Origin of the sequence: Nitrospina gracilis Nb-211 (assembly GCF_021845525.1) — a bacterium.
Taxonomy (GTDB): domain Bacteria; phylum Nitrospinota; class Nitrospinia; order Nitrospinales; family Nitrospinaceae; genus Nitrospina; species Nitrospina gracilis_A.
In genome coordinates, this window is sequence record NZ_JAKJKD010000001.1 from 2757085 (window position 1) to 2773211 (window position 16127).

15 protein-coding genes are annotated in these 16127 nt (G+C 59.2%); 12 read left to right on the top strand and 3 right to left on the bottom strand.

Annotated elements, in window-relative coordinates:
• Positions 1-133: 133 nt before the first annotated feature.
• From J2S31_RS12970 to J2S31_RS13005, 8 genes are all read left to right on the top strand, one after another.
• A complete protein-coding gene (locus J2S31_RS12970; RefSeq protein ID WP_237099585.1) occupies positions 134-2995 on the top strand; it encodes a YfhO family protein in 2862 nt (953 codons plus the stop codon).
• A gap of 126 nt (positions 2996-3121) precedes the next feature.
• Positions 3122-4486, top strand: a complete 1365-nt coding sequence (gene mltF / locus J2S31_RS12975; RefSeq protein WP_237099586.1) for a membrane-bound lytic murein transglycosylase MltF — start codon at positions 3122-3124, stop codon at positions 4484-4486.
• Positions 4487-4515: 29 nt separating this feature from the next.
• A complete protein-coding gene (gene msrB, locus J2S31_RS12980) occupies positions 4516-4920 on the top strand; it encodes a peptide-methionine (R)-S-oxide reductase MsrB (RefSeq protein WP_237099587.1) in 405 nt (134 codons plus the stop codon).
• 140 nt (positions 4921-5060) lie between these two features.
• Complete coding sequence (locus J2S31_RS12985) at positions 5061-5276, top strand: hypothetical protein (protein ID WP_237099588.1); 216 nt, start codon at positions 5061-5063, stop codon at positions 5274-5276.
• A gap of 15 nt (positions 5277-5291) precedes the next feature.
• Positions 5292-5756 carry a tRNA (cytidine(34)-2'-O)-methyltransferase gene (locus J2S31_RS12990; RefSeq protein WP_237099589.1) on the top strand — a complete coding sequence of 155 codons (465 nt, stop codon included), beginning with the start codon at positions 5292-5294 and terminating at the stop codon, positions 5754-5756.
• 231 nt (positions 5757-5987) lie between these two features.
• Positions 5988-6461 carry a c-type cytochrome gene (locus J2S31_RS12995; RefSeq protein WP_237099590.1) on the top strand — a complete coding sequence of 158 codons (474 nt, stop codon included), beginning with the start codon at positions 5988-5990 and terminating at the stop codon, positions 6459-6461.
• A gap of 38 nt (positions 6462-6499) precedes the next feature.
• Positions 6500-7309, top strand: a complete 810-nt coding sequence (locus J2S31_RS13000) for a carboxypeptidase-like regulatory domain-containing protein (protein WP_237099591.1) — start codon at positions 6500-6502, stop codon at positions 7307-7309.
• A gap of 177 nt (positions 7310-7486) precedes the next feature.
• Positions 7487-9052: an ankyrin repeat domain-containing protein gene (locus J2S31_RS13005; protein ID WP_237099592.1), complete on the top strand. Its 1566-nt coding sequence runs from the start codon at positions 7487-7489 to the stop codon at positions 9050-9052.
• 4 nt (positions 9053-9056) lie between these two features.
• Here J2S31_RS13005 and J2S31_RS13010 read toward each other — a convergent pair whose 3' ends face one another.
• The 3 genes from J2S31_RS13010 to J2S31_RS13020 all read right to left on the bottom strand — a co-directional run bounded on the left by J2S31_RS13010 (position 9057) and on the right by J2S31_RS13020 (position 11807).
• Positions 9057-9881, bottom strand: coding sequence for a carboxypeptidase-like regulatory domain-containing protein (locus J2S31_RS13010; protein ID WP_237099593.1), 825 nt, complete (start codon positions 9879-9881; stop codon positions 9057-9059).
• Between the two features lie 46 nt (positions 9882-9927).
• The gene (locus J2S31_RS13015; protein WP_237099594.1) at positions 9928-10971 is read right to left on the bottom strand and encodes a GGDEF domain-containing protein; all 1044 of its coding nucleotides are present in this window, start codon (positions 10969-10971) and stop codon (positions 9928-9930) included.
• 86 nt (positions 10972-11057) lie between these two features.
• A complete protein-coding gene (locus J2S31_RS13020; RefSeq protein WP_237099595.1) occupies positions 11058-11807 on the bottom strand; it encodes a formylglycine-generating enzyme family protein in 750 nt (249 codons plus the stop codon).
• A gap of 123 nt (positions 11808-11930) precedes the next feature.
• Here J2S31_RS13020 and J2S31_RS13025 point away from each other — a divergent pair, with 123 nt between their 5' ends.
• From J2S31_RS13025 to J2S31_RS13040, 4 genes are all read left to right on the top strand, one after another.
• The gene (locus J2S31_RS13025; RefSeq protein WP_237099596.1) at positions 11931-12314 is read left to right on the top strand and encodes a tetratricopeptide repeat protein; all 384 of its coding nucleotides are present in this window, start codon (positions 11931-11933) and stop codon (positions 12312-12314) included.
• Positions 12315-12480: 166 nt separating this feature from the next.
• Positions 12481-14022, top strand: a complete 1542-nt coding sequence (locus J2S31_RS13030; protein WP_237099597.1) for a B12-binding domain-containing radical SAM protein — start codon at positions 12481-12483, stop codon at positions 14020-14022.
• A gap of 12 nt (positions 14023-14034) precedes the next feature.
• Positions 14035-15570, top strand: a complete 1536-nt coding sequence (locus J2S31_RS13035; RefSeq protein ID WP_237099598.1) for a glycosyltransferase — start codon at positions 14035-14037, stop codon at positions 15568-15570.
• Complete coding sequence (locus tag J2S31_RS13040; protein WP_237099599.1) at positions 15571-16125, top strand: hypothetical protein; 555 nt, start codon at positions 15571-15573, stop codon at positions 16123-16125.
• Positions 16126-16127: the final 2 nt, after the last annotated feature.

Sequence of the window (16127 nt, forward strand, 5' to 3'; positions counted from 1 at the left end):
TTACCACGTTTGTGAAGACGCCGTCCACTTCCGGCAGACTGCATGGGGCGTTCCAGTTTTAAGCTGAAACCCCGCCGGCAATCCATTACAGTAGAAAGGATGTTCACGCATTCACGTTTCTGATGGAGACCCGTTGGATCCCAAAGACAACGCATCCATTCCCTTCCTGTCCCGCTGGACGGCCGAGCTGGATCGCCGCGGCAACGATTTTTATTTCTTTCTGCACCTGATCATCGCGGCGTTCTGCTTTTCCCCGTTTTTCCTGTTCGGGCATATCTTTGCCGGCGGGTTCGACGGCATCCATCTCAACCTGCCGATGATGATCCAGGCAAAACGCAACCTGCTCGACGGCACGCTGGACCTGTGGAACCCATACCTCTCCGGTGGCATGAGCACCACGCTCTACGCCCTGTTCCCGGAACTCAACCCCTTGCGCTGGCCGCTGTTTCTGGTGCCTGAGTCCCACCTGTTTTTCGCATTCACCCTTTACCAGTTCTTCGCGTTCTACCTGACCGGCGTGGTTTCCTACCTGCTGTTCCAGGAAGAATTTCACAACCGCAAGTGGGCGTTTTTCGCCTCGGTAACATTTCTGCTTTCGGGATTCACCATGTGGGGGCTCACCTCCGTCGGCGGCGTCAACCTGTGGTTGATGATGCTGGTCTCGCTGTACCTGATCTGGTCTTACGAACGACGCGGTCTCATGGCGAATTTCATCTGGCTGACCCTGTCGCTTTTCGTGATGCTGATCTGCGATAACCTGGTGTACGCCGTCAACGCGCTGTTCCTGATCGGGCTGCTTGCGGTGTACCGGCTGATCTCGCACTTTCCGAAAGGGCAACGCATACAGCCGCTTCTCATCGGTCTGGCCGCCATGACGGTGAGCGGATTGTGGATCATGCCACACCTTCTGCCGTTCCTGGTCGATCTGAAACAACTGGCCACGCCGCCCAACCGCTATCCCCTGTTTTTCATTGAAGCGCCGAACTTCTGGCTCCGCCTGCTCGTCCCAGAGGTGTTCGGCATCAACGACGTCACCGAGGCGGGGGTCATCGCCTCTTTGGGCATTACCAAAGATCAGCCCTGGGCGCCGCATTACTTCGGCATCGTGGCGGGACTGCTGGCGGTGCTGGGATTGTGCCTGCCGCTCAAAGGCCGCGCCAATTTCTGGGCGGGGTACGTGGTCGTGGTGTTTCTGGCTTTCGTCGGCTGGAACGAACCGTTCGAAACGCTGATGAAAATCCTGTTCTGGCCGTATTTTCACATGAGCCTGTTTCTGCTGTTGCCGCCCATCGGGTTCTGCATGTTCGTCGGCCACGTGGGCTGTCAATTGGAGGGCACCCCTTCCCAAACCCTCATGACCGGTCGCCAGCAGTTTGTCCTTTTCTTTACAGTCATCGCGCTTGCGGGAGTGGCGGGGATGATCTGGACGCTTTTCTACTCGTGGCCATTCAGCGCAGCCCGGCCGGTATTGATCCTGTTCCTGGCGGTGATGTCGGGGTGGTGCTGGATGACGGCGCACCATCCAGAGAAAGCACACCGCGTGACCACAGCCATCGCTGTCGCCGCACTGCTCGCACCCGCCTTGTGCTGGCCGGTTCTGGCGGACGGGTCGCCGGACTTGTTGCATGACGGCACCACCCTTTATTTTGCGGTGACGCTCTACACGTCGCTCGCGTTGATCTTTCTGTTCTGCATGGCGATCATGAAGAACGGTCTCGGACGGCGCCCGTTTTTTCAAATGGTGAGCGGCGGCGTACTCGCCTTACTGCTGGGGGTGACGCTGGGCGCCTGGGTGGAGACGCCCCTGAAATTTTTATCGAAGCCGGCAGTCGGACTGATCGGGCTGATGGGTCTGGGCAAGCTGTTCATCGTGTTCGGTGCGTTTCTTTTGATTTTGATTTACCGCCGTCAGCAACGCATCACCGCCAACACCGCCTTCTGTCTGCTGGCGGCCCTGTTGATCCTCGACCTGGTCCCGGCGTTCAAGCTCCACAGCTTTTATGTCATGAATCCGTTTTACGCCGGTTCCACCCTGTACCCGCAAGCCCGTCCTCTGCACCTGGAAGACGGGCGCGCCGTATCTCTCAGCGATCTCGAGTTGCAACACTATCGCGTCAACCGTCCGGCGGGCCTGCTGCGTCCACCCTTATTCGAGGCCATGTTCGGCCGTGACGAACCGTTGAGCGCCTACTGGCAGTTGTACGGCGTGCGCTCGTACGGTGGTTACGTCAACCTGACTTCCCACTATTACACAAGGCTCTATAACAACTTCAATAAACTGAAATTGTGGAAAGGCGCTTACACCGACCAGACGGATCCACGCTTCCTCGATCTGTTCGGTGTGAAGTACGCATATCGTCCGGATACCGGCGTCCTGCACGTGCGGCCGGAACCGCTGTCGCGCTTCATGTGGTTCTCCCGTTATGAAGTGCTGGAACTCGAGGACGATGCATTGAAACGACTCAAGGCACCGGAGTTCGACCCCAGGCAAATCCTCATCCTGAATACCGATCCCGGCCTGCCGGACATGCAGGCCGGTGAAGGTCGCCGCCTGGATTACGAAACCGTCACTTCCGATGAACTGCGCGTTTCCGTTTCCTCTGCCCAACCCGGGCTGGTGTTTTTCAACGACAGCTATCATCCTGGGTGGCAGGCCGCTGTTAACGGCACCGCGGCGCCGATCCTGCGCGCGCATCACAACTTCATGGCGGTGGCGGTGCCGGCGGGTCCGGCCGAGGTAGTGTTCCGTTTCGCACCGCCCCCTTTCGGTGCAGGGATCAAGCTGGCCGGTGTCGGGCTCCTTGTGTTTGCACTGGCGGCGCTTCGCATTCGAGTGGAAGAAAAAAAGCAGAGCGCCGGAGCCTCTCGACCTTCTGGCGTCGAACCCAATGACCCCGCAAAACCGCAACCCCTGTTGCAACGTCATCCGAAAACCCTGCGCGGCCTGGGTGCGTTGCTGATCTTGAGCCTCATTCAACTGTTTTTTAATTTCTGAAGTACAATCGTTTTTCCTTCCCGTTATCTTTTTCGTCACGGCTCTTGTTTTCGGAACTTTCTTTTTTTACCCTGTATAAGTGCGAACTGGGAATGAAAGATATCGAAAACCATCCATCTCTCGATCATGCCGCTCTGCAAACAAACATGTCTTGCCGCTCTGATTCTCCTCATCGCCTCGGGATGCAGCAATCCCCTGGGGGGAAACCATAGAAGCCTGGAGGACATCCAGGAATCCGGCAAGCTGGTGGTCCTCACCCGCAATGCCCCCACCACCTATCATTTCGACGCGCAGGGCAACCCCACCGGGCCGGAATACGATCTTGTCGCCGGATTCGCCAAAAGGCTGGGTGTCGAGCCGCAATTCATTATCAAGGATTCGATGACCGAAATCCTCGACGCCATAAATAATGGCGAAGGAGATCTTGCCGCCGCGGGCATCACCAAAACCAAAGTGCGGGGCAAACAGTTCCTGTTTGGCCCCACCTACCAGGAAGTGACGCAACAGGTCGTGTGCCGCCGCCACAACGTGCAACCGGACTCGCTGAAGGAGTTGATTGAGCAGAAAGTGAACCTGGTGGTGGTGGCGGGGACCAGCTATGAGGAAAATCTGGAGCGCTTGAAATCCAAACATCCGGGCCTCAACTGGGAAGTCACCACCGATGCGGATACGGAGGAAATCTTTGAACAGGTCTGGGAAAAGGAAATCGATTGCACCGTCGCCGATTCCACCATCGTGAAAATCAACCGCCGTTATTTTCCCGAGCTCACCGTGCAGTTCGACCTCACCCAGCCCGAACCGCTGGCATGGGTTCTGCCGCAGTCAGCCGACGATTTGCGTGAAGAAATTGACAACTGGCTCACGGAATTCAGCCGCAGTGGCGACTTCGACTCGGTCATGGCAAAGTACTACAAGTACATTCCAAAATTCGATTACGTCAACATCGCCACCTTCAAACGGCATATCCGCAAGCGCTACCCGAACTACAAGGACCTGTTCGAGAAAGCTTCGGAAAGATTCGGCCTGCCGCACAACCTGCTCGCGGCACAAGCGTACCAGGAATCCCATTGGAACCCGCGCGCCAAAAGCCCGACAGGCGTGCGCGGCATCATGATGCTCACGCTGGTCACCGCCAAATCGCTGGGAGTGAAAAACCGCATGGATGCAAAGGCCAGCATCATGGCTGGGGCGCAGTATCTGCATGAGCTCAAACAACGGTTTCACAAGAAAATTCCGGAACCCGACCGCACCTACCTGGCCCTCGCCGCCTACAATGTGGGCCGCGGCCACATGCACGACGCGCAGAAGCTGGCGCGCGAGCTGGGAAAGGACCCGTACTCCTGGGCGGAGTTGCGGGAAGTGCTTCCCTTGCTCAGCCAAAAAAAATATTATAAAAAGCTGAAATACGGATATGCCCGCGGGCGGGAACCGGTCCGCTACGTGCAACGCATACGGGACTACGCCAACATCCTGGCGCGGGAGATCCAATAACTTCTTCACCCTTTCCGACAAGTGGCGTTATGGATAAAATTCAGAAAAGCGACAAGGAATGGCAGGAGCAACTGAGCCCGGAGCAGTACCGAATCTGCCGCCAGCACGGCACCGAACCGGCCTTCACCGGGGAGTACTGGAACACCAAAGCCCCCGGCATGTACCATTGCGCGTGTTGCGATCAGCCGTTGTTTGACGCGAATACCAAGTTCGATTCCGGCACCGGCTGGCCGAGCTTTCATTCGCCGCAGACGGAAGACGCCGTGGCGGAAAAAGTAGACCGCACATTGTGGATGCGGCGTACCGAGGTGTTGTGTTCGCGGTGCGACGCGCACCTGGGTCATGTGTTCAACGACGGCCCCGCTCCCACGGGCCTGCGCTACTGCATCAATTCCGCGGCGCTGAAACACAAGCCTTCCGGCTCAGGGGGTTGAGGGCACGCGACGGTTTTCCCGGCAGGCGGCTCCGGCCCCGTCAGTTATCCATTCCATTCCCTTCGGGTTGTGGTATATATATCGTGGTTTCCACGATGAGAGCCCCTCTGTAAGAAGAAGGATGTGAACCCGAAATGCGAATGGATAAGTACAAAATCAAAATGGAAGACATTTCACCCTATCCCATAGAACGCTCCGCAGATTGCCAGGAATGGGAGGACGTTTCCCACGAAGAGATGGAGACCATTCTCGACTCAGTGTCGGAGGACAAGGCCAGAACCTTTCTGGGCGTGGTCCGCAACGGCAGTTTCGCCGCTCTCGATGGATACTTCTACCGAATCCGTCCCCGCAGTTGATCCGCATCCACAGACATGCCGCACAATCTGAACGTCGTTTTGCTGGAACCGGAGATCCCGTCCAACACGGGGTCCATCGGCCGGTTGTGCCTGGCGACGCAATCCACCCTGCACCTGGTCGAGCCGCTCGGCTTCGAGATCACCGACAGCCGGCTGAAACGCGCCGGACTCGATTACTGGCAGCACCTCGATGTGGTGCGCCACTCAAACTGGGATGCGTTTTTAAAAACCCTTCCTGCGGACGCACCCTGCGTCTTCTTCTCAAAGAAAGCGAAGAAGCTATATTCCGAGCACTACTACCGGCCGGGCAGTTACCTGATTTTTGGTAAGGAAACGCTGGGCCTGCCGGAAAACCTGATCGACGCGCACCCGGAGGCCACTGTGCGCGTGCCGCAGTACGACGATCGCGTGCGGTCGCTCAACCTGTCGAACGTCGTCTCCATCGCCGTGTACGAAGCCCTCCGCCAGCTGGGCTACTGACTCCCCATTGCCCTCACTTTTCTAACTCCGCTTTTTTCCGATTCTTTCAAGTCATTCCCCGCGCATTCCCGCGCGCCACATTAACGGCTCCTAATTAAAAATTTTTAAGTCTCCATTAAGAATCCCTTAATGCCCGTTGCTTATATTGAAACGTGAGAGGAGTCATCCGCTCCAGCAAAGGGAGTTCGCAAAAAGTCACACGATCATTCAATCACAGGAAAGGAATCGATCATGCTTTCTCACCGATCCCATTTGAAACGGACCGATGGACCCCGGGCAAAAATCGTACTGACTCTGTTAGCGCTGGGCCTGGTGCTGGCCGCCGCGCCGGCGCTTGCGGCCAAAGACTGCCCGCAACCGCGCAAAACCAAAACTGCTCCGGCCAAGTTTTTGAAGTTGGACATCCCCAAAAACGCCAGTGCCCAGAATGGGGAAACCCTGTTTCAGAAATCGGCCAAACCCATGGCCTGCAAAATGTGTCACGGCGATAAAGGCGATGGCAAGGGGCCGCTGGGCAAGGCGCTGAAACCCGCGCCGCGCAATTTCACCTGCGCCGAAACGATGAGCGATATCTCGCCGGGGCAGATGTTCTGGATCATCAAAAACGGTTCCTCCGGCACCGGCATGGTGGCCCACGGCAAACAGATGAGTGACAAGGAGATCTGGGATCTGGTGAAATACATCCAGACGTCCCTTGCAAAATAAACCGAATGCCAACCCGCTTCCACAGAGGAGGTGTCATCATGAAGACTCAAATGCTTCCAACCCTCGCTGGAGCGATGGCGCTCTGGCTCGCTGCCGGCACCGGCTTCGCCCAGGCAAAAGGGTATGAGGCCGTCGATGTGAAGAACGGCGGCATCGTGACCGGGACCGTGCTGTTCAAAGGCACGCCGCCGGCGCCGATCATGGAAGACCTGACCAAAGGCAAAAACGCCGAGTTCTGCGTAAAGCATCCCGGCACCACGAAGGACGGCATACGCCCACGGCAAAAGGTGCAGGTGACCGACGGCAAACTGAGCGGCACCGTCGTGTTCATCGAAAACATCGACAAGGGCAAGGACTGGAAAAACGAAACCATCCAGTTCGATTTCAGGGACTGCGACATCTTCCCGAAGGTGTCTGTTGTCCGCCGCCCGCCACGCGGCGTGCGTGAAGGCATTGTGCAGATCGTCAATCAGGACCCGGACATCCTGCACAACCCGCACGGTTATGCGGTGAAAGGCGCGCAGAGAAAAACGCTGTTCAACAAACCGCTCCCCAGCAAGGGAGACGTGGCCGATGTCACCAAGAACCTGATGCGCATGCGGCCGGGACGCGACCAGCATTTTTTCCTGCAATGCGATCAACACAACTTCATGGAAGCTGATGCGCGCGTGGTGTGGAATCCGTACTACGTAGTCACCGGAAAGGACGGTGCGTTCAAGCTGGATCAGGTTCCCGCAGGCACGTACAAAATCACCGCGTGGCATCCCTACGTCGGTGAGATAACCAAGGAGGTGACCGTCGGCGCTGGCGGAACCGCGAACCTGGACTTCGAGCTGACCTTGAAGTGAGTCGCCTCCCTTGAACCTCCCCGGTGCGGTGCCGGGCTTCGGCCCGGCGCCGTCTTCCCCTTTTTCACCTTCCGCATCGGATTCCATCCTGCAAAACAACGGTTGAATCAACCGGATCGAAGGAGTATAACTCGAGGCAGTAGTGATCGCGGTCGATTCACCCGTTGAGACACTCACATGATGCCCCGCCTCTTCACTAAACATCCTGCCCACCTGCTGCTGTTGGCCCTGTGTTTGACCCTGCTTTCCTGCGGCCCTTCATCGGAGCGCACCCAGGACGCCGTTCCTCCGGAAACGATTGAGGAATTGGTGCGCTACGCACGGCTGGGGGATGTCGCCCAAATGGACATCTGGGTGAGGGACCACGGCAAAAATCCGGAGGCACTGGCGCAGGCCCTGCTGGCGGCGGCGGAGGCCGACGCGCAGAAGGCGGCCCTGTGGCTGATCGACCGCGGGGCTCCGGTTTCCGCCAACGCCTCCAACGGCTTCACGCCTCTCATGCACGCCGCCCTCAACGGCAACCTGGAACTGGCAAACGCCCTGATCCGGATCGGGGCCGATCCGCTGGCGCGCGATCATGACGGACGCACGGTTTTGATGAGTGCCGTCGCCGGCGGCAACCTCGACCTTGTTAAAATCCTTCTCGCTAAAAAAGCCGATCCCAACCACCGCGACCAGTTGGGCTTCGCCCCCCTCATGTGGGCCGCCACCATGGGCGATCCGGCCATGGTGCGGTTGCTGATCGAGGCCAAGGTGGAAGTCGATCTGCGTGACCGCAACGGTTATTCGGCTTTGTGGCTCGCCGCCATGCGCGATCAGTTGGAGATCGTACACCTGCTTCTCGACCACGGCGCCAAAGCCAGCCTGCGCAACAACGACGGCTTCACTTTGCTGATGGACGCGGCCGTCGGCGGCAAAATGGACATCATTCCCGTTCTTCTCAAACACGGCGCCAATATCGACGCCACCGACTCCTTCGGTCGCACCGCGCTCATCGACACCGCTTACCGGGGACGGCAGGACATGGTGCGCCTGCTGGTCGAACACGGTGCGAATGTCCATTTGCAGGATCACAATGGGCTGACGGCATTGATGGCGGCGTCGTTTCGCGGTGACGGGGAGACGGTGCAGACGTTGTTGAACAAGCAGGCGGACGTGCAAGCGCGCGACCACTTCGGTAGAACCGCTTTGGCGGGGGCGGTGCGCGGCGGACACGAGACGGTGGTGCGCCTGCTGGTCGAACACGGCGCCGATGTGAACACGCGTGACGAACAGGGCATGACGCCCCTTAAAATCGCCGCCTCGCGCGGTCACCTGGGGCTGGTGCGCTGGCTGATCGATCACGGCGCAACACTCCAGCACCAGAAGGATGAACCGTTCACGCCGCTCAACAGCGCCGCCTTCGGCGGCAACCTCGATATCGTCAAACTGTTTCTCAGCAAAGGCGCGGACGTGAACCAGGCGGACAGCCGCGGCCTGACACCGTTGATCAGCGCCGCCTTCGGCAACCACATGGACACCGTGCGCCTGCTGCTGGAGAAAGGCGCCGACGTGAACCGGCAGACGGACAACGGCTGGACCGCTCTCATGAGCGCGGCGTTCGAGGGCAATCGCGAGGTCGTGCAATGGCTCCTTGACCGCGGAGCCGACCCCAAGGCGCGCACGCAGGATGGATGGACCGCCGCGCAAAGCGCAAGGCTCGGCGGCCATAAGGAACTGGAACAACTGCTGGCGGCGGGCTGAGGCGTTACTTTTCGTATTTCAGGTAGCGGCTTCCTTCGGGATTGTACACGTACACCAGAAGCAGGGCCCAGTTGCCCTGCGTGTAACCGGAAGAACCGCCTTCGGTGGCCAGCCGGGTGGGATCGAATTCAAACTTCGCGTAGTGCCGCCCGTCACGGGTGCGCACAAAGTAAACACCGCCGGGCTCGTCGAAGTTCATCGACAGGTTCTCCGCATACCCTTCCGACGGCGCACGGTCGGTGTACACCAGGTAGTCGCCCTCCACTTCCAGTTCCGGCCCGGAGATGAATTGAAGTCCGCCCCCGCCGGACACCGTCAGCCGGATGTGGTTCCAGTCGGTCCTCGATCCAAACATCGGGAATACATCCGCCTCTTCCGGGTCCAACGCACGGCGTCCTTCCTTGAACGACCAGCCGAATGGCTGATGGTTTTCCACCCCGATCCGCATGAGGCCGAACTTCACCGGCTGGCGTTGGGGATCCTTGCGCTTGATTTTGATGACGGCGGTGGAATCGGCTTCATACCAGTGCGTGAATGGAACGTATCCTTTGCGCGTGGCCTGAAGCTTGGCGCTGTCGGCGCCTTCGTAATCCAGACGGAACCGTCCCTGGGCATCCGTCAGGGTATCGAACACCGTGGGGTGATCCCACACCACGCTGTCGCGGGTGATCTTCCAGCCGTACTGGCGCGTCTGCACGCGCACATTGGGAACCGGCTCGCGCGTGTCGTAATCGACGACCGTGCCCTCGACGGTGTGCTCGCCGGAACAGGCGGCCAACGCCAGCACCAGAATCGGAATCAAATAGACGTGAGGGCGTAGGGGGTTCATCTCATTCACCCGGCACTGGTTTTTTGCGAATCAGGTTCAAGACGGATCAACTGATGGCAACGCGGTTCTTGCCCTGGAGCTTGGCCCGTTCCAAAGCACCCTCTGCCCGCTTGAACAGGGTCGTTTTCGTGTCGCCTTCCTTCGCCTGTGCGAGTCCCGCACTGACCGTCACGCGCACGTGGTTTCCGCGCTGGTCGTGGATGTCGTTCATCAGGTGCGTGCGCACGGTCTCGACCCGGTCCCGCAGACGGTCGGCGGCGCCGCGCACATTTTTGTATGAGGAGTTGTGGAACAAGACGGCGAACCGGTCCTGCGTGTAACGATATACGAAATCCGATTGCCGCACCCCGTCGCGGATCACCGCCGCCACACTGCACAACGTGTTGTTCGCCGCTTCCGCGCCGTATTTATCCTGTATCGACAGAAAATCATCGATGTCAAACAGGGCGATGAAAAACGGTTCGCGTGTCTTGTGGAACATCTTCAGATTTTCCTCGATCTTGATGTCATAGGCCGAACGGTTCAAAACCCGCGTCAGCCCGTCCAGCACCACCTGCCCCCGCGTATCGACCCGTTCCTGCAGGGTGAGGCAATGCTGGTGCAGGCGTTCGAACTCCTCCCGCACGATGCCCAACCGTTTCTGGATTTGTCCGGTGATGTTCAATACTTTGTCGCGAATGGCGAGGGTGTGGCGCAGTTCGCGCGCTTCTTCCAGCTCGTCGATCAGTTTTTCAAGGCCGGCCTCCAGGTTGCTGCCCTTGCCGAACATGGAAGTGAGGGAACGCGACAGGGCGCGGATGATCTCCACCAGACCCGCGCGCTCCAGCAGGCGCAGGTCGGCGTTCATTTTCAAAAATTCGAAACCCTGCTGAAGTTCTTGTTGAAGGGGCGCTTGGGAATCCGGCGCGGCGGGGGGCAGGCGGTTTTTGAGCAGGTCCAGCTTTTCATGCAGGTCGTGATCCGGCGGCAGGCCGCGCGCCGTGCCTTCCACAAACACACGCAGGAGCGCCAACAGGGTTTCGACGTCTTCCGGCGTCACCGTCGCTCCTCCGCGCAATTTGATGGAAGGTGGTTCCGACTGGGTTCCCATTTTCACCTGTCACGTTTGATCGAGTTCATTTCGATTGTACCAGATTGGGAATCCGGTTCGCGTGCGGAACGCCGCCGGTTCCGGCCTCACGGCGTTTTGGGCGCATCCATGGCGCAACGGAAACCGAAGTTGGAATTCCGTATGTGCGGCTCCGACCAGAACCGCGTGGCGCTCATCTGGTGGCGTGCTCCGGAGTACCACGATCCGCCGCGCAGGGTTTTTTCCGTGCCGGTTTCGGGACCCTGCGGGTTGGCGGGCGGACTGCGTTCGTAATACGTTTTATCGTACCAATCGGAAACCCATTCCCAGACGTTGCCGGACATGTCGTGCAGCCCGTATGCGTTGGGCTTTTTCTGTCCCACCGGGTGCGTGGTCTCATCCGAGTTGCCCTCGTACCAGGCATACTCGCCGCTGTGCTCGTCGCCCCAGAAGTAGGCTGTCTGCGTGCCGGCGCGGGCGGCCTTTTCCCACTCCGCCTCCGTCGGCAGGCGTTTGCCCACCTGCTTGCAGTAGGCACTGGCTTCCAGCCAGGTGACCTGATCGGCGGGCCGGTTCTCACCCTCGAACTTCGACGGATTCGCGCCGCGGATGGCCACATAGTCTTTTTGCGTCACCTCAAATTTATCGAGAAAAAATCCATCGACGAATACCTTGTGCGGATACTTATTGCTGGCGCCTTCCAGGCCCATGGTGTACGTTCCCGGCGGGATGAACACCATGCCTTCCGGAGGTTGGGGTTGTTCGTTCGCCCGGGCCAGCCCCGGACCAAAGGCGGTCCACGCCGCCGCCACACAGCACACGGCCACAAGGGCCCGCTTCCACAGTCCGTATCGCATGCTCATTCCTTCAACCTTAAAATATTTTCAGTAAAACGAATTGATGACCGATGCATCCTAACATTATATAAACCGGAACGCACGACTGCATATTCCCACACCGACTGTGCGAAGGAGAGAGTTATGGGACTTCTCGACTGGTTCAAAACAGACAAGATCAAGGAATGCCAGGAGCGCCTGCGGCATCATCCGGATAACCCGCGCCTGCATTTCGAACTGGGCGTGGAATATGAACGGCTGGGAAAAAACCGGGAGGCGCTGGCGGCGTTCCAGGAAACGGTGCGCCTCGATGAAGGCTCGGCGGAGGCGCACTTCAATTTAGGTTGCCTGTACGAAAAAGTGGGCGATGGCCGGAATGCCATCGTGCACATGATCAAGGCAGGCAACCTGTTCGCGCAGAGAAACGCTCCCGTGCAAAAAGAAACCGCGCGCACCAAGACACAGGAGTTGTATCACCGGTTCAAACTCGACCCCGGCGAGTTCACTTCCGGCAACGGCCGAAACTGAAGCCGCTGTAAAACCCTTCGTTAGCGTACCCCGGTCCCCACCCGCACGCCCCTTTGGCTCCGAAGCTCCCCTCTTTTGCACGATTCGCTTGAGATGGGGATTTATCCTGTTACACTGAAAAGACAGTCCTTTATCACTCCGCCCGCAACCGGGAACCGCGCTCATTATGAAAATCTGCCTGATCGAGCCATCCAAATTCGTGTCGCTGACCAACTTCGTCTCGACCATCAGCATGCCGCCCATCGGCCTGGCCTACATCGCCGCCGCCCTGCGCGAGGCGGGGCACGAGGTGACGGTGGTGGACGGACCCGGTTCCGCGCCGCGCCATTTTTTTGAGTTTCGCGGCATAAACATCCGCGGCCTGGAAAACGACAAGATCATCGAGCGCATTCCAGAAGACGCCGAAGTCATCGGCCTCGGTTGCATGTTCAGCTCCAACTGGGTGTACGTGCGCGAACTGGTGAAGGGCATCCGCGACCGGTTCCCGAAAACGCGGCTCGTCATGGGCGGCGAGCACGTCACCGGCTTCCCCGAATTTTCTCTGGAACAGGCGCCGCTCGATGCGGTGGTGCTGGGCGAAGGCGAGGAGATCATCATCCGCCTGCTCGACCGCTGGCGGAAAGGCGAGCCGATTGACGATCTCGCAGGCATCGCGTTTCGCCGCGAAGACGGCACGGTGCAAACCAACCCGCGCCACAACCGCATTCGCGACCTCGACTCCATCCCCTGGCCGGCATGGGACCTGTTTGATATCGAGCAGTACAATGCCGTCAACCAGCCGCACGGCGCGTCGCAGGGCCGCTTCATGCCCATGCTGGCGACACGCGGATGCCCGTTTCAGTGCACGTTCTGCACCAGCCCGCACATGTGGACGACCGAATGGACGGCGCGCGATCACAAAAACGTGGTCGATGAAATGCAGACCTACATGCAACGCTACGGCGTCACCGATTTCCAGTTCGAGGACCTCACGGCCATCGTGCGCCGCGACTGGATGCACGCCTTCTGCGACGAGGTGCTCGCGCGCGGCATGAAGATCACCTTCCAGATGCCGTCGGGCACGCGCAGTGAGGCCATTGATTTCGAGCTGGCCAAAAAACTGAAGGCCGCAGGGTGCCACGAGTTCGCCTTCGCGCCGGAGTCCGGCGATCCGGCCGTATTGAAGGCGATCAAGAAGAAGGTCGATCTCGACAAGATGTTCCATTCCGCCAACCAGGCATTGCAGGCGGGCATCAACGTCGGATGCTTCTTCATCATCGGCTTCCCCGAGGACACGTACAAAAGCGTGTTCAAAACCTACGCCGCCATGATCAAGTGCGCGTGGCTGGGGTTCACCAACGTGAACCTGAACGCCTACTCGCCGCAACCGAATACGGAATCGTTCAACCAGCTTCGTGAGAACGGCGTGATCCGCGAACTCGATGACGACTATCTGATGAGCCTGTTCACGTTTCAGGATTTTGGCGCACGCAAGACATCGTACAACCCGCGTTTCGGCCACCGCGAGCTGTCATTTCTGGTGATCTTCGGGCAGGGCCTGTTTTACGTATTCTATTTTCTGCGCAAGCCGGTGCGCATCTATTACCTGTTTCGCGATTTCTTCTCCGACCGCGCCGCCAACAAGAGCAACAAGATGGTGAAATCGATGTTCAAGGACGCGATCGGCCTGCTCAAGACACGGCTCGGCCGCCTGTTCAAAACCGCATGAGGACCCTGCTCGATGGATGTGGTGGACGCCCTGCGTGAGCGCGAACGCGCACGCATGGATTACTGGGACCGCAAGGATTACTTCATCCCGCACCGCCTGCCATGGCGGGCGCACATGGCGCGCCACCTGTTTCATCTTCTCCCCGGCGAATCGATCCTCGATCTCGGTTGCGGCGACGGCCGCTGGACCCGCGAGATTGCCGACCTGCACAATCACAAACACCCCGTCACCGCCGCAACGTTCGATCCCGATCACTTCGACAAACTCAATGCGGACAAACCGGAAAACGTCGAGCCGGTCCTGCTGAACGACTTTCCCGGTCCGCTTGCCGGACGCAAATTCGACACGCTGATCGCGTGGCACATGCTTCCCGCAGAGAACTACGGCACGTTTCTCAACGAGGCGCGCAAACTGTTGAAACCCGGCGGACGCTTCCTGCTGTTCGAACCCAATCCGTGGAACCCGTATTCGCAACTGCGCCGTTTTTTCACGCGGCTGATCCCGTTCGTCAAACTGCGCGAGGAAGGACCGCGCTTCAACCGCATCGAGATGATGTCGATCCTCTCGGAGATCGGCTTCACCGGCATCCGCATTCTGCCATACGACTTTCTGTTCCCGCCTCTGCCGAAAGTCCTGCTGTGGCCGGTGCAGAATTTGAGCCTCATCCTGGAGAACATGCCGTACGTGCGCAACTTCGCGGGCGAGCTCTACCTGAACGGACAGAACCCCGCGCCGGAAGGGTGGACGCGGCCGTGTGTCCCGCTCACCGAACACGCATCACTCAAGGGCCGGGTGTCGGTGGTCGTGCCCTGCCACAATGAGGAAACCAATCTGAAACCGCTGGTCGCCAACCTGACGGGGTACTTCGACGACTACATCAAGGAAATCGTGCTGGTCGATGACAACAGCACCGACCGCACGGCGGAAGTGGGCGAGGCGTTGCACGCCGAAGACCCGCGCGTGCAGGTGATCCGGCGCACGCCGCCAAACGGGGTGGGACGGGCGCTTCGCGACGGACTCGCCGCCGCCCAGGGCGACTACATCCTGCTCATGGACTGCGATTTCCAGCACATTCTGCCGGAACTCACCGGACTGTTCGACGCGGTGGCCGGCGGTGCGGACGTAGCCATCGGCAGTCGCTTCTCGCGCGACAGCGTTCTTCTGAACTACGCGTTCACCAAGATCCTCGCCAACCGCGCGTTTCATCTGTTGGCGCGCATCCTGTTCCGCAAATATCTGCGCGACCTCACCAACAACCTCAAACTGATGAAACGCGAAGTGGCGCAAAACCTCCAACTGGAGGCGCACGACTTCGCCGCCAACGCCGAGACCGGACTGCAACCGCTCCTGCTCGGTTACAAGGTGGAGGAAGTGCCCATCTCGTGGATCAACCGCTCGGTGGACATGGGCTTCTCCACCTTCAACCTGCACAAGACCGGTCCCAATTACCTGAAGGTGTTCCTGCGCCTGTTCTGGCGACAGTGGCGCGGCCAATCGATCACTTTGCCGCGCACGCCCCCTTCCCAGCAACCCGCGCCACACAAGTAAATGATGCTTCGTTATTCCCGTCTGCGTCCCTGGATGTTTGCGATGTGGCTGGCGGCTTCACTTCTCATCGGAGTCTCCGTTCCTGCCCTGGCCAACGGTGACGACCACGATCACGACTCCGGCGATTCGTTTCTGGAAGCGGTGAGTGACGCGCTGGGCGTGGCGTCGTTGTGGGGACTGGTCGTGCTGAACGCGCTCTGGTATTACCACATGGGCGTGCGCAAACTGCCGCGACCCGTGCGCGAGGCTCTTCCGGATTTCGTCGTCAAAAAACCCGTGCAGTGGAAAGTGCGCTGGCGCAACTACCACTATTGGGGCAATCCCGTCATGCTCGGCCTCTCCTACCTGCACGGCTGGTGGGCGGAGGACAGCAACTGGGTGCTGTGGGCGGGATGGGGCCTGATCGGCGTGCTGTGCCTGTCCGGCCTCGCCATGAAATTGCAGGGAGCCGATCAGCCCGGAGCGAAGGTGACGCGCCTCCTCCACACCCAGCACACGCTGTCGGTGGTGATGGTCGTTCTGTTGTGGATCGGTCACCTGTTCGCCGACGACTGACC

Bases quoted from the DNA above. Each gene is read 5' to 3' on its own strand.
- J2S31_RS13005 (WP_237099592.1), top strand. From the start codon at position 7,487: ATGATGCCCCGCCTCTTCACTAAACATCCTGCCCACCTGCTGCTGTTG.
- J2S31_RS13020 (WP_237099595.1), bottom strand. From the start codon at position 11,807: ATGCGATACGGACTGTGGAAGCGGGCCCTTGTGGCCGTGTGCTGTGTG.
- mltF (WP_237099586.1), top strand. From the start codon at position 3,122: ATGCCGCTCTGCAAACAAACATGTCTTGCCGCTCTGATTCTCCTCATC.
- J2S31_RS13000 (WP_237099591.1), top strand. From the start codon at position 6,500: ATGAAGACTCAAATGCTTCCAACCCTCGCTGGAGCGATGGCGCTCTGG.
- J2S31_RS13040 (WP_237099599.1), top strand. From the start codon at position 15,571: ATGATGCTTCGTTATTCCCGTCTGCGTCCCTGGATGTTTGCGATGTGG.
- J2S31_RS13025 (WP_237099596.1), top strand. From the start codon at position 11,931: ATGGGACTTCTCGACTGGTTCAAAACAGACAAGATCAAGGAATGCCAG.
- J2S31_RS13035 (WP_237099598.1), top strand. From the start codon at position 14,035: ATGGATGTGGTGGACGCCCTGCGTGAGCGCGAACGCGCACGCATGGAT.
- J2S31_RS13010 (WP_237099593.1), bottom strand. From the start codon at position 9,881: ATGAACCCCCTACGCCCTCACGTCTATTTGATTCCGATTCTGGTGCTG.
- J2S31_RS13030 (WP_237099597.1), top strand. From the start codon at position 12,481: ATGAAAATCTGCCTGATCGAGCCATCCAAATTCGTGTCGCTGACCAAC.
- J2S31_RS12990 (WP_237099589.1), top strand. From the start codon at position 5,292: ATGCCGCACAATCTGAACGTCGTTTTGCTGGAACCGGAGATCCCGTCC.
- J2S31_RS12995 (WP_237099590.1), top strand. From the start codon at position 5,988: ATGCTTTCTCACCGATCCCATTTGAAACGGACCGATGGACCCCGGGCA.
- J2S31_RS12985 (WP_237099588.1), top strand. From the start codon at position 5,061: ATGGATAAGTACAAAATCAAAATGGAAGACATTTCACCCTATCCCATA.
- J2S31_RS13015 (WP_237099594.1), bottom strand. From the start codon at position 10,971: ATGGGAACCCAGTCGGAACCACCTTCCATCAAATTGCGCGGAGGAGCG.
- msrB (WP_237099587.1), top strand. From the start codon at position 4,516: ATGGATAAAATTCAGAAAAGCGACAAGGAATGGCAGGAGCAACTGAGC.